A 12,834-nucleotide genomic window follows, 5' to 3' on the forward strand; every position below is an offset into this window, starting at 1 on the left:
TGGGCGCCCGGGTGGTCCGTCAGGCCGACCCGGTCTCCTTCTGGTCCTCGGCCGCCTTGTCGGCCTCGGCCTTCTCGGCCTCCGCCTTCTCCGCTTCGGCCTTCTCGGCCTTGGCGGCGGCCTTGCGCTCGGCGTCGGCGCGCTTCTTGTCCTCGGCGATCTGCCGCTTGGCGGCGGTCGCGTAGATGTCGACGTACTCCTGGCCGGAGAGCCGCATGATCTCGTACATCACCTCGTCCGTCACCGAACGGAGGATGAAGCGGTCGTTCTCCATGCCGTGGTAGCGGGAGAAGTCCAGCGGGCGGCCGATCCGGATGCCGGGGCGGATGCCGAAGTTGGGGACGACCTGGCCGGGGGGCTGCACCTTCTCGGTGTCGATCATCGCGACCGGGATCACCGGCGCGCCGGTGGCCAGCGCGACGCGGGCCAGGCCGCCGACCTTGCCGCGGTACAGCTTGCCGTCGGGCGAGCGGGTGCCCTCGGGGTACACGCCGAACAGCTCGCCGCGCTCCAGCACCGCGATCGCGCTGCGGATCGCCGCCTCGCCGGCGCCGCGCACGCCCGAGCGGTCCACCGGCAGCTGGCCGACGCCCTTGAAGAACGCGGCGGTCAGCCGGCCCTTGACGCCCGGGGTGTTGAAGTACTCGGCCTTCGCGATGAAGGTCACCCGGCGCTTGATCAGCGCGGGGAAGAAGAAGGAGTCCGAGAAGGACAGGTGGTTGCTCGCGATGATCGCCGCACCCTCGGTGGGGATGTTCTCCTCACCCTCGATCCACGGCCGGAAGAAGATCCGAAGCAGTGGCGCGACGATCAACTTCATCAGTCGGTAGAACAACCCGGGCCTCCTGTTATGCGGACCGCACGATCCTAATGCCCCGTGGGCGCCGCCCGCGCCCCGCCCCGCTCGATGGGCCGCCACCCGGGGCGGTGACCGGGGATCCGACCAGGGGTGTACGACCCGGCGGGATGCGTGGGACGATGCGAATTCGCAGCCTCTCGTCGAACACCGCAGCCCCTCGTTCCAGCGTCCTCTCCCCCAGCGTCGCCCGCCCGCGAAGGAGCCCGCCATGCCGTTGCTGCCCGGTGCCGAGCCGTTCCACCACCGCGGCGGACCGGTGGGGGTGCTGCTGTGTCACGGCTTCACCGGGTCGCCGCAGTCGATGCGCCCGTGGGCGGAGGAACTGGCGGCGGCCGGGTTCACCGTCTCGCTGCCGCTGCTGCCCGGGCACGGCACCCGTTGGCAGGACATGCAGGTCACCCGGTGGGAGGACTGGTACGCGGAGGTCGAACGCGAGCTGCTGGCGCTGGCCGAGGAGTGCGAGCAGGTCTTCGTCTGCGCGCTGTCGATGGGCGGCGCGCTGGCGCTGCGGCTGGCGGCGCTGCACGGCCCGACGGTGTCCGGGCTGGTGCTGGTCAACCCGTCGGTGCGCTCGGACAACCCCGCGAGTGTGCTCCTTCCGGTGCTGCGGCACCTCGTCCCGAGCCTGCGCGGGATCGCCGACGACATCGCCCTGCCCGGGGTGACGGAGGGCGGCTACGACCGGACACCGCTGAACGCCGCCTGGTCGCTGGGCCGGCTGTGGCGGGAGGTCCAGCAGAGGCTGCCGGAGGTGACGCAGCCGGTGCTGCTGTTCCACAGCCCGCAGGACCACGTCGTCTCGCCGGCCAACTCGGAACTGGTACTGGCGCGGATATCCTCGACCGACGTGACGGAGCGGCTGTGCGAGCGCAGCTTCCACGTCGCGACGCTGGACCACGACGCGGCGGAAATATTCACGGCCAGTCTGGACTTCATCCGACGGCTGGCTCCCGCGCACGCGGCGGGCGTCACCCGGGTGGAATCCGACGATCACCATGGCTGAAGGGCCGGAAGTGCACGAGAGCAGCACGGCGGGCGGCGGGGACGAGGCACCCCGCGAGGACGGCACGACCGACGACGCGACCAAGGACGGTGCCGGCGGCGGTCCGGCGGCGGGCGGCGCCGCCGAGCGGGACGCCGCCCCGGCGCAGCCCCGGTCGCGGCGCGCGCCGGAGCGCAGCCAGGCCGAGCAGGACGAGATCTTCGCCGCCCTGGTCGCCCAGTTCGACGACCCCGTCGACCTCAACAACCCGAACTGGCCGGAGATCGAGAACCTCCGGGCCCGCGGCGAGCTGAAGGGCGGCTTCAAGGACGGCGCCGACCACCGGAGCGGGCCGGACGACCTCGCCGACCTGGCCCCGCAGCCCCGCCCCCGCTCCGGCGGCCCGGTGCTGCCGGCCGGCGGCGCGAGCCCGCGCGACTTCGAGCTGGCCGAGGAGACGGACGAGGGCCACTACATCCCGCCGGAGCCCCCGCCGCTGCCGCACGTCGACGTGACCGCCAAGTTCGCCTGGATCGCGGTGCTCGGCGGCCCGGCGCTGCTGCTGTTCGACGCGGTGGTGTGGCAGGAGATCTCCGGCTGGCCGGCCTGGGTCGGGTTCACCGCCTTCCTGGGCGGCTTCGTCACCCTGGTGGTCCGGATGAAGGACCGCGACGAGGACGAGCCGGAGGACCCGGACCACGGCGCCGTGGTCTAGGGCGGCCCAGGGCGGGTCTAGGCCGCCGGTACCTCCAGCACCGCGAGCACCGGCAGGTGGTCGGTCGCGGCCCGCAGGTCGGCCTCGGTGACACCGGGCAGTCCGTGCGGCACTCCGCAGGCCAGCACGGTGATCCCGGGCGTCGCGAAGACCCCGTCGATCCGCTGGTAGGGGCGCTCCGGGACGGACGTGAACTCGCCGCCCCAGGGCGCGGTGGAGTGGCCGTCCTGGAGCCGCGAGGCCAGCAGGCGCCAGCCGCGGCCGTCCGGGTGCTCGTTGAAGTCTCCTGCGACGATGCCGAGTTCGGCGATCCGCAGCTGGTCGAGCAGCAACTCGAACTGGCCGTACCGTTCGTCGGCGTCCAGGCTGAGGTGGCAGCTGGTGACGGTGAATGGCGCCGAGCCGGGCAGTCGCAGCAGCGCGGTGGCGAAGCCGCGGGCGTGCAGGCCGCGGGCCTTGGGCAGCAGCCGGTCGTACACCCCGAGCACCTCCACGGCGCCTGGCCGGCCGAGCAGCAGCGGCCCGGCCGCCGTCCGCCCGCCGCCGGCGAGGACGGCCGTCCCGGTCCGCCGGGCCAGCCAGGCGGCCTGACCCTCGGGCCGCCAGTAGCGCGGCGACTCCTGGATACAGACGAGGTCGGGCGCACAGGCCCGGATCACCCGGACCAGCGCCTCGCGGTCGTCGCGCAGCGAGCGGACGTTGTAGCCGAGCAGACGCAGCCGGCCCGGGCCCGGCCCGGGCAGCGGTTCGACCGGTGCCGTGGTCATGGTCCTCCCCGTACGTGATCCGTGCATGATCCGTGCGTGATCCGTACGACCGACCGTACGGCAGGGCCGGGGGAATGCGACGGCGGCGGCGCGTCCGGAGTTGGTCGGGGTCCGGACGCACCGCCGCCGGCGGGCGTAGGGGCTGCTCCTGAGCCGAAGGGCCCTGGAGGCGAAGCGGCGGCTGCCGTCAGACGGTGCGGGCCAGGTCGGCCGCGCCGACGATGCCCGCGGCGGAGCCCATCGAGGCCAGCACGACCTCGGCACGCGGGCGGTGCCCGCCGCCGGTCAGGTAGTGCTCGAAGGCCTTGGCGACCGGGTCGAGCAGCAGCCGGCCGGAGTCGGAGACGCCGCCGCCGAGGACGAAGACACCCGGGTCGAAGAGTGCGGCGAGGTCGGCCATGCCGCGGCCCAGCCAGTCGGCCAGCTCGGCGTAGCACTCCAGGGCGAGCGGGTCGCCCTCCTCGGCGGCCTGGGTGATGTGGATGCCGCGGATGGTCTCGGCGACGCCGTCGTTGAGCTCCAGCATCCGCTGGCCGCGCACCGGGTCGGCGGCGGCCTTCTCCCGGCCGTAGCGGCGCAGCGACCGCCCGGAGCCGTACTGCTCCCAGCAGCCCTTGCCGCCGCAGCCGCAGGGCAGGCCGTCGGGGACCATGTTGAGGTGGCCGATCTCGCCGGCCACGCCGAACCGGCCGCGGTGCAGCCGGCCGTCCAGGACGATGCCGCCGCCGATGCCGGTGCCGACGGTGATCAGGACCATGTCCTCGTGGCCGGCGGCGGCGCCGAAGCGGAACTCGGCCCAGGCGGCGCAGTTGGCGTCGTTCTCGACGACGGTGTCCAGGCCGGTGAGCTCCTCGATCCGGCCGCGCAGCGGCTCGTTCTCCCAGGCGATGTTGGGGGCGAAGATCACGGTGGAGCGATTGCGGTCCACGAAGCCGGGGGCGCCGACGCCGACCGCGGTGACGGTGGGGTGCTGCTCCCTGAGTTCGCGCACGGCCTGCGCGATGGCGTCGACGGCCCACTGCGGGTCAGCGGGGGTGGGCACCCTGGTCCTGGCCAGGATCGTGCCCGCCTCGTCGACCACGCCTGCCGCGATCTTGGTCCCGCCGACATCGACGCCGATGGTCAGAGCCATGTGTCCCTCAGCTATTCACTCGTTCCGCTGGACGGAACGGTACCGCCCAACCCGGCCCCCGTACACAGCCTCGCATACATTAACCGAAGACAATTCTGGACGAACCGGGCAGCGACACTTCAAAAGTCGTACATATATTCCCGGTTCTTCCCGCACGGGGAAAGGCGAGTCACCGCTCAGCGGTCACGGATTCACTGCTTGGCGGACGGCTCGTCAGGCGTGTCGAGGTCGATCCGCTCGGCGGGGGCGTCGGGGCCGGCGGTCCAGCGGCGCTCGTGGCCGACGACGGCGGCACGGTAGGCGGCCAGCAGCTCGGCACCGGCCGAGGCGAGTCCGGAGCCGGCGGCGGCGAGGTGGGAGTAGACCTCGGGCTGCTGCTCGCGCAGCCGGTCGGCCAGCCCGGCCAGGGTGATCAGGGTGTCGGCGCTCGCCTCCTGGGCCCGCTGGCCGACGACGGTGGCGAACCGGCGCACCTCGTCGACCAGCGGGCCCAGCTCCGGCCCGAACGGGTGGGCTTGCGGGCCGCCCGGCTCGGCGGCGGGGCCATCGGCCGGCTCGGCTGCGGGCTCAGCTGCGGGCTCGGTCCGGTCGGTGCTGGTCATCGCGGGGCCTCCTCTGCTGGGGCCGCACCCCGCGGCCACCGGCCCCGACGCTACCCGAGGGACCGGGAAGTGCCTCAGCCCCGAGGCCAGAGCGCCGGGTCCGGCGCGAACCGCACCGCGAGCGCCCCGTCGTGCAGGCCCGCGCCCGTGACGGTGCAGCGCCGCAGCGCGGACGGCAGGGTGAGCACGCGGCGGTGGGCGCCGAGGCCGACGACCAGTTCGTCGCCGCGCCGGACCAGGTCGAGGTCGGCCCGCTCGGCGCCCGGCAGCGCGAGGTGCCAGACCAGCAGGCCTTCCTCCGCGAGCCGGTCCTCGACCCGCCACGGCTCGGGGGCGAGCGGCTCCGGGCCGGGCCCGTCACCGTAGAGGCGGTCGGCGACGGCCTCCAGGGTCGCGTCGGCGAGCCCGGTGACCAGGACGGGGGCGTCGGTCGCAGCGGTCAGCGCGGCCAGCTCGTCGCGGCGGCGCCCGGCCAGGGCAGCCAGCCACGGGTCCGGCGAGTCGAGCGCCGCGTCCGGCAGGGCGCCGTGCACGACGACGGCGTCCGGCCGGTGCCCGTGCAGGGCGAGCCCGGCGCGGATCCGGCGCAGCTCCTCGTACGGGTGGCCGTCGGCCGACGCGACCAGGCGGACGCTGGTGCCGGGCGCGGTGATCGCGGACCGGGACTCGGCGAGCAGCGCGGCGGCCTTGGACCGGCCCTCGTACAGCCAGTCGGCGGGCATCGGCACGCCCGCCAGGCCGGCCAGCAGCGGGCGCAGCGCCCGGGCGGCCTGCCGCTGCTCGGGGACCAGCCGGTCCAGGTAGCGCTCCAGCTGCTCGGGCAGGGCGAGGGTGGCGATCAGCTCGGCCGGCGGCGGGGCGAGCACGACCAGGACGTCCTGGTCGGCGGCGGGCAGGGCGCGCAGCAGGGCGATCCGGGCGATGCCGGGGAGGGCGGTCAGTTCCTCGGGGTCGAGCGGGTCGGCGCCGAGCAGGTCGAGGGCGGGCCCCAGCCGGCCGCCGATCTCGCCGAGGGCGTGCCGGAAGGCGGCCTGCTCGTCGATCCGGGAGACGGTCAGGCCGGGTGCGTACCGGGCCGGTTCGGGCTCCAGCCGGGTGTCGAGGACGGTGTCCAGGGCCCGGTGCGGGTCGTCCGCGGCGAGCAGCCAGGTGCGGTGCCCGCGCCGGGCGGCGTGCAGGGCGGTGGCGGCGGCCACCGCGGGCGCGCCCGTGTCGCCGCTGACCAGGATGGTGCGTGTCGCCGTCATGCCGTCCGGCCCCCGTTCCGCGGTGTCAGCCCTCGACGCGCTTCTTCAGGCCGGCCAGGGCTCGGTCGATGATGACCTTCTCGGCCTTGCGCTTGATCATGCCCAGCATCGGGATCTTGACGTCCACCGCGAGCTGGTACGTCACCTCGGTGCGGTCGCCGCCGGAGATCGGGGCGAGGGTGTAGGAGCCGTCCAGCGAGCGGAGCATCTGGCTGCGCACCAGGGTCCAGCTCACCTCGCGGTCGCCGTTCCAGGTGTAGGCGAGGACGTGCTCGTCGCGGATGGCGCCGGCGTCGAGGAGCAGACGGACCTGGCTCGCGCGGCCGTCCTCGCCGGTCTCCACGACCTCGATCTCCTTGACCTCGCCGGTCCAGGCCGGGTAGGCGGCGAAGTCGGCGATCACGGCCATGACCGTGGCCGGGGTCGCGTCGATGGTGATGCTCGACCTGGTGTGCTCCGCCATGGATGGCCCTCCGCCTCGTCCCTCTGCCTGCCGTCTGCCTGCCGCTCCGGTCGAGCGTGCTCGCCCGGGTGCGCCCGGAGCAGGCTATCGCGACCGGGATCGCCTCGGCGGCACGGGCACCCGGCGGCGGTCGGCGGGCGCCCGGTGGCACGGGGCGGCGGGGCATGCTACCGGCCGGTCACCCCCGGCCTGCCGTAGGGTGCCAGTCGAACGACCCGGTCAGGGCCTGGCCGGACCCGTCCGGGTGTGACACTTCGAACACCGGAGCCGACCCCTCTGGCCGAAGCCGTCTACCGGGCAGTAACGTCCTGCCGTCCCGCAGCGTCGCGAACGAGGAGCAGTCTTGCTCGACTTCAGCCTTCCGGCCCTCTACCAGGTACCGAGCGGCGGCAACCTCGCCGACCTGGTGCACCAGAACGCCGAGCGGCACCCGGACGTCGCGGTGCTCAGCCGGAAGGTGGACGGCCGCTGGCAGGAGCTGACCGCCGCCCAGTTCCAGGTCGAGGTGCACGCCGCCGCGAAGGGCCTGATCGCCGCGGGCATCCGGCCCGGCGACCGAGTGGGCATCATGTCCCGCACCCGGTACGAGTGGACGCTGCTGGACTTCGCGATCTGGACGGCCGGCGCGATCACCGTGCCGGTGTACGAGACCTCCTCCGCCGAGCAGGTCGAGTGGATCCTCGGCGACTCCGGGGCGGTCGCCGTGCTCACCGAGACCGACCAGCACGCCGAGGCGGTCGAGGAGGTGCGCGGCCGGCTGCCGGAGCTGAAGCACACCTGGCAGATCGAGGGCGGCGCGATCGCCGCGCTGGCCGAGGCCGGCGAGAAGGTCGCGGACGACACCGTCGCCGAGCGCCGCTCGATCGCGACCTCCGACTCGGTCGCCACCATCGTCTACACCTCGGGCACCACCGGCCGCCCGAAGGGCTGTCAGCTGACGCACGGCAACTTCCTCGCCGAGTGCGGCAACGTCGTGGAGCGGCTGACCCCGCTGTTCCGCACCGGCGAGAGCTCCGTCCTGCTGTTCCTGCCGCTGGCGCACGTGCTCGGCCGGATCGCCGAGATCGCCCCGACGATGGCCCCGATCAAGCTGGGCCACGTCTCCGACATCAAGGACGTCACCGCCGAGCTGGCCGCGTTCAGGCCGACCCTCATCCTTGGCGTGCCCCGGGTGTTCGAGAAGGTCTACAACACCGCCCGCGCCAAGGCCCAGGCCGACGGCAAGGGCAAGATCTTCGACCGGGCCGCCGACACCGCGATCGCCTACAGCCGGGCCATGGACACCGGCGGCGCTGGCCTGGGCCTGCGGATCAAGCATGCGATCTTCGACAAGCTGGTCTACAGCAAGCTGCGCGCCGCCCTCGGCGGCCGGGCCACCCACGCCATCTCCGGCGGCGCCCCGCTGGGCGAGCGGCTGGGCCACTTCTACCGGGGCATCGGCTTCACCGTCCTGGAGGGCTACGGTCTGACCGAGACCTGCGCGGCCACCGCCTTCAACCCGTGGGACAAGCCGAAGATCGGTACGGTCGGCCAGCCGCTGCCCGGCGCCGCCGTCCGGATCGCCGAGGACGGCGAGGTCTTCTTCAAGGGCCCGCAGGTCTTCACCGGCTACTGGAACAACCCGCAGGCCACCGCCGACACCCTCAGGGACGGCTGGATCGCCACCGGCGACCTCGGCTCGCTGGACTCCGAGGGCTACCTGACCATCACCGGCCGCAAGAAGGAGATCATCGTCACCGCGGGCGGCAAGAACGTCGCCCCGGCGGTGATCGAGGACCGGATCCGGGCGCACGCGCTGGTCGGCGAGGTCATGGTGGTCGGCGACCGCAAGCCCTTCGTCGCCTGCCTGATCACCGTCGACCCGGACTTCTTCCCCAAGTGGAAGGAGCTCAACGGCAAGCCCGCCACCGCGACGGTCAGCGACCTGTGCGAGGACCCGGACCTGCTGGCCGCGCTCCAGGCCGCGGTGGACGACGGCAACGCGGCCGTCTCGCACGCCGAGGCGGTCAAGAAGTTCCGCCTGCTGGACACCGAGTTCTCCGAGGAGAGCGGCCATCTCACGCCGTCCCTCAAGCTGAAGCGCAACGTCGTGCTGAAGGACTTCGCCGCCGACGTCGAGGCGATCTACCAGCGCTGAGCGCACGACGAAGGGCCCGCCCCGGGAGGCGGGCCCTTCTGTTTCTGCTTCTGCTTGCGCGCGTCACGCGGCGAGCAGCGACGTCAGCCGCCCGGCCAGCAGGTCCCACCGCCAGGAGCGCTCCACCCAGCGCCGCCCGGCCTCGCCCATCCGCCGCCGCAGCTCCTCGTCGCGCAGCAGGCGGACGATCCGCTCGGCCGCCGCCGTGGCCGAGCCGCCCGGCACCACGTACCCGGTCTCGCCCTCCAGGACGGCGTCCGGCGCGCCGCCGGAGTCCCCAGCGACGACCGGCAGGCCGGTCGCCGAGGCCTCCAGGTAGACGATGCCGAGGCCCTCGACGTCGAGCCCGCCGCGCCTGGTCCGGCAGGGCATCGCGAAGACGTCCCCGGCGCCGTAGTGCGCGGGCAGCTCCTCCCACGGCACCGAGCCGGTGAAGCGCACCGCGGAGCGCACGCCCCGGGCGTCCGCCAGCTTCTCCAGGTCCGCCCGGTAGGGGCCGCCGCCGACGATCAGCAGCACCGCGTCCGGGACGTCGGCGAGGATCTGCGGCATCGCCTCGATCAGGGTGTCCTGGCCCTTGCGCGGCACCAGCCGGGACACGCACACCACCACCGGGCGGTCCGCCAGCCCCAGCCGGCGCCGGACCTCGCCGCCCCCGGAGCCCGGGTTGAACGTCGTCTCGTCCACGCCCGGCGGCAGCTGCACCATCCGGGCCGCCGCCTCCGGCCCGACGGCGTCCGCGATCCGGGAGCGGGTGTACTCGCCCAGGTACGTCAGCACGTCGGTGCCCGCGCCGATCCGGCGCAGCAGCTGCCGGGAGGCCGGCAGCTGGGCCCAGGCGGCCTCGTGCCCGTGGGTCATGCCGAGCAGCCGCCCGGCCCCGGCCCGGCGCAGCGCGGGCGCCATCAGCCCGAGCGGCGCGGCGGCGCCGAACCAGACCGCGTCGCACTTCTCCGCCCGGAGGATCTCGGCGGCCCGCCGGGTGACCCGCGGTGTGGGAACCATCACCTTCGTCCGGTCGCGGATCACCGGGAACGGCTGCTCGGCGTCGAACCGGCCCACCTCGCTGCCGTCGCGCCAGGTCGAGGCGTACACCACGATGCTCCCGGCGGGCTGACGGACGGCCATGTTGTGCACGAAGGCCTGGATGCCGCCGGGGCGGGGCGGGAAGTCGTTGGTGACGATCAGGGTCTTGTGCATCAGGCCACGGCTCGCTCGGTCGGGGGGTGCTCGGTGTACCGCTGGGTGATCCGTACGATAGGTCAACACCGTGACCCGCCGGGAACGGATCCCCGCACGGCAACCGTTCCACACCCGGGTCAGTCCTAGTACCTAGGCGCCGTTGAGGCGGCGGCCCGGGCGTCCGTCGCGCGGCGCCTCCGGTGGGGACGTCCGAGACGAACGAGGGAGCGCAGTGGAGTTGGCCCCGGCCACCGAGTCCGGTTCTTCGCGCGGCCGCGCGGGCCGCCCGCTCGGGGCGCTCGCGGCGCTCGGCGCCACCTGGGTGGCCACCCGGACGGTGCTGGTGCTGCTGATGACCGGCGTGCTGAAGGGGCCCGGCGGGGACATCACCGCCGACGTCTGGATGATCTACCACGCCTGGTACGGCGTCCTGCAGACCGGCACCTTCCCGTTCGACGACGTGACCTGGCAGTACCCGCCCGGCGCGGCCCTGGTGATCCTCCTGCCGGGCCTGCTGCCCTGGTCGTACCTGGTCTCGTTCTGGGTGATGTGCGGGGTCGCCGACGTCGCCGCGACGGCCCTGCTGGTGCGCACGGGCCTGCGCCGGGGCCGGGCGCTGACCGGCGCCTGGATGTGGGTGGTGGGCGTGCCGCTGCTCGGCCCCATGGTCTACAACCGCTTCGACGTCATCGTGACCGCGATCACGCTGGCCGGTCTGCTGGCGCTGATCCGCCGCCCGGCCGTCGGCGGGATGCTGCTGGGCCTCGGCGGGATCATCAAGATCTGGCCGCTGCTCGGCCTGATCGGCACCCCCTCCGGGCGCCGCACCCGCCGTTCCTGGACGCTCGCGGCGGCCACCGCCGTCTCGGTGGGCTTCCTGCTCGCGGCCGGGATGAACGGCGCCTTCGACTTCCTGGCGTTCCAGAAGGAGCGCGGCATCGAGGTGGAGTCGCTCGGCGCGCTGCCGCTGCACTACGCCCGGCTCGCGGGCGCCTGGGACGGCAGGGTGACGATGAACTACGGCTCGCCGGAGATGCTCGGCCCCTGGGTCGGCGTCATCGGCAAGGTCATGATCGCCGGCACCGTGCTGGGCTTCGTCTGGCTGCTGCTGTGGCGCTTCACCGCCCGGCGCCGCAACGCCGCCACGATGTACGACGCGGCGCTGACCGCGCTGCTCATCTTCACCGTCACCAGCCGGGTGATCAGCCCGCAGTACGTGGTGTGGCTGATCGGCGTCGCGGCGGTCTGCCTGACCGTGCACGGCACCAGCCAGCGGCCGGTGGCGGTGCTGATCCTGCTCGCCAGCCCGCTGACGCTCGTCGAGTTCCCGCTGATGTTCAACCGGATCCTCGCCAGCGAGCCGTCGGCCGTCGCCGTGCTGAGCGCGCGCAACCTGCTGCTGCTGGCCGCCACCGTGCTGTCCTGCGTCCGGCTCTGGCGCTCCACCCGCGGGCCGGACCGGCTGCTGCCGCCGACGGTGGTGCTGGCCGAGCCCGAGCCGGTCGCGGCCGCCGCGTACCCGGTGCGCCCGGGCATCGCCTACGAGCAGGACCTGCTGGACGGCATCGACCGCCCGAACACCCCGGCCGGTCGTTAGCCGGCCAGCGTGGCCACCTCGGCCAGCCAGAGCCTGGTGAACTCGGCCGTCCCGACGCCCAGTTCGGCGCGGAGCAGCCGGTCCAGCCGGCGCTCCCGGTCCTCCCCGGCGCCGTCGTCCGCGCCGACCGCCCGGTAGAGGCCGACCAGCCGGTCGGGGCCGTGGCGCTGGGCGATCAGCTCGCAGGCGAGCCAGGCCTGCTCGTAGGCCTGGGCGATGCCGGTGGCACCAGCGGTGAAGTCGCGGTCTGCGGGCAGCGCGGTGGGCGGCTTCCCTGCGGCGACGTCACGGGCCAGCTCGGGGGCGATCTGCCGGGGCGAGCGGCCGCAGTCCCGGTAGGCCGTCCAGTCGGCGACGCCTTCCGAGAGCCAGAGCGGCGTCCAGGCGCGGGTGTCGGCCCGGGTCGCGACGTGGGTGGCCTCGTGGGTGACGACGGCCTGCCGGCCGAAGTCGCTGAGCCGCCCGTACGTCTCGGGGTTGATCAGCACCCGGTCCGCCGGGGCGTGCCGGGGTGCACCGGGGGCGGCCACGGTGACCGCCGCCATGCCCGTCCAGCCGGCCGGGTCGGCCTCCAGCAGGCGGGCGAACTGCGCTTCGGTGGCGGGCAGTTCGAGCAGCAGGCGGCCTGCCCAGCCGGCGCCCCAGACCGCGCTGACCGCGGGGGCGGCCCGGTCGCCGACCGCGAGCAGGCCGGCCGGGTCGGGACCGTCGGCCAGGCCCAGCACCAGGCAGTGCGCGCCCTGCGCGGACCGACCGGTGCCGAGGTCCCAGAGCGCCGGGGGCCCGCTCGCGCTCTCCTCCCGTTCGACCCGCCAGCCGTCGCCGGCCCGTGCCAGCGCGAGGCGGCGCGGGTACACCGTGGGGTATTCGTCGTACCCGGCGACCCGGACGGCCAGGTCGGCCGCGACGGTCAGCCGGTCCGGACCGCCGTCCGCGGCGAGCAGCAGATTGCGGTAGCCGGCCTCGGCGAGCGGCAGCCCGGACGCGCCGGGCAGGGCCCGTGCCCGTTCGTCCAGCAGCGCCGCCACCTCGGCGCGCCCTTCCGCCGCCGCGCGGCCCCGGGCGGGCGCCGCGGGGGCGGCGGGCGGCAGGGACAGCTGGACCAGCCCGCCGGCCGCGAGCAGCAGCGCGCCGCGGCGGGAGAGGACGCA

At 74.3% G+C, this 12,834-nt stretch carries 12 protein-coding genes; 4 read left to right on the forward strand and 8 right to left on the reverse strand.

Annotated features, from left to right (window positions below):
• Nucleotides 1-19 precede the first annotated feature (19 nt).
• Entirely contained in the window at nucleotides 20-820 is an 801-nt protein-coding gene (locus F7Q99_RS06145; protein ID WP_153465859.1) for a lysophospholipid acyltransferase family protein, read from the reverse strand.
• A gap of 247 nt (nucleotides 821-1,067) precedes the next feature.
• Here F7Q99_RS06145 and F7Q99_RS06150 point away from each other — a divergent pair, with 247 nt between their 5' ends.
• Entirely contained in the window at nucleotides 1,068-1,862 is a 795-nt protein-coding gene (locus F7Q99_RS06150; protein ID WP_153460400.1) for an alpha/beta hydrolase, read from the forward strand.
• Nucleotides 1,855-2,556 carry a hypothetical protein gene (locus F7Q99_RS06155; protein ID WP_153460401.1) on the forward strand — a complete coding sequence of 234 codons (702 nt, stop codon included), beginning with the start codon at nucleotides 1,855-1,857 and terminating at the stop codon, nucleotides 2,554-2,556. The genes F7Q99_RS06150 and F7Q99_RS06155 overlap by 8 nt, the downstream gene beginning before the upstream one ends.
• Before the next feature lie 17 nt (nucleotides 2,557-2,573).
• Here F7Q99_RS06155 and F7Q99_RS06160 read toward each other — a convergent pair whose 3' ends face one another.
• The 5 genes from F7Q99_RS06160 to F7Q99_RS06180 form a co-directional block, all read right to left on the reverse strand.
• Nucleotides 2,574-3,323, reverse strand: coding sequence for an endonuclease/exonuclease/phosphatase family protein (locus F7Q99_RS06160; protein WP_153460402.1), 750 nt, complete (start codon nucleotides 3,321-3,323; stop codon nucleotides 2,574-2,576).
• Between the two features lie 187 nt (nucleotides 3,324-3,510).
• Entirely contained in the window at nucleotides 3,511-4,455 is a 945-nt protein-coding gene (locus F7Q99_RS06165; RefSeq protein WP_153460403.1) for an ROK family glucokinase, read from the reverse strand.
• A 191-nt stretch (nucleotides 4,456-4,646) separates the two neighbouring features.
• Nucleotides 4,647-5,057: a DUF5304 family protein gene (locus tag F7Q99_RS06170; RefSeq protein ID WP_153460404.1), complete on the reverse strand. Its 411-nt coding sequence runs from the start codon at nucleotides 5,055-5,057 to the stop codon at nucleotides 4,647-4,649.
• A 74-nt stretch (nucleotides 5,058-5,131) separates the two neighbouring features.
• The gene (locus tag F7Q99_RS06175; protein WP_153460405.1) at nucleotides 5,132-6,304 is read right to left on the reverse strand and encodes an ArsA family ATPase; all 1,173 of its coding nucleotides are present in this window, start codon (nucleotides 6,302-6,304) and stop codon (nucleotides 5,132-5,134) included.
• Nucleotides 6,305-6,329: 25 nt separating this feature from the next.
• Nucleotides 6,330-6,767 carry an SRPBCC family protein gene (locus tag F7Q99_RS06180; RefSeq protein ID WP_153460406.1) on the reverse strand — a complete coding sequence of 146 codons (438 nt, stop codon included), beginning with the start codon at nucleotides 6,765-6,767 and terminating at the stop codon, nucleotides 6,330-6,332.
• Between the two features lie 343 nt (nucleotides 6,768-7,110).
• On the opposite strand from F7Q99_RS06180, the gene F7Q99_RS06185 reads away from it, so the two are divergent.
• Complete coding sequence (locus F7Q99_RS06185) at nucleotides 7,111-8,904, forward strand: AMP-dependent synthetase/ligase (RefSeq protein WP_153460407.1); 1,794 nt, start codon at nucleotides 7,111-7,113, stop codon at nucleotides 8,902-8,904.
• A 63-nt stretch (nucleotides 8,905-8,967) separates the two neighbouring features.
• On the opposite strand, the gene F7Q99_RS06190 is transcribed toward F7Q99_RS06185, so the two are convergent.
• Nucleotides 8,968-10,104, reverse strand: a complete 1,137-nt coding sequence (locus tag F7Q99_RS06190) for a glycosyltransferase family 4 protein (RefSeq protein ID WP_153460408.1) — start codon at nucleotides 10,102-10,104, stop codon at nucleotides 8,968-8,970.
• A 214-nt stretch (nucleotides 10,105-10,318) separates the two neighbouring features.
• Between F7Q99_RS06190 and F7Q99_RS06195 the strand changes: the two genes are divergently transcribed.
• On the forward strand, nucleotides 10,319-11,683 hold the full coding sequence (locus F7Q99_RS06195) for a glycosyltransferase family 87 protein (protein WP_326846324.1): 1,365 nt from the start codon (nucleotides 10,319-10,321) through the stop codon (nucleotides 11,681-11,683).
• On the opposite strand, the gene F7Q99_RS06200 is transcribed toward F7Q99_RS06195, so the two are convergent.
• Nucleotides 11,680-12,711 (reverse strand): hypothetical protein, encoded by a 1,032-nt coding sequence (locus tag F7Q99_RS06200; protein WP_153460409.1) that lies wholly within the window; start codon nucleotides 12,709-12,711, stop codon nucleotides 11,680-11,682. The two genes, F7Q99_RS06195 and F7Q99_RS06200, sit on opposite strands and share 4 nt — an antisense overlap.
• Nucleotides 12,712-12,834: the final 123 nt, after the last annotated feature.

Origin of the sequence: Streptomyces kaniharaensis (assembly GCF_009569385.1) — a bacterium.
In the GTDB taxonomy this organism is placed as follows: Bacteria; Actinomycetota; Actinomycetes; order Streptomycetales; family Streptomycetaceae; genus Kitasatospora; species Kitasatospora kaniharaensis.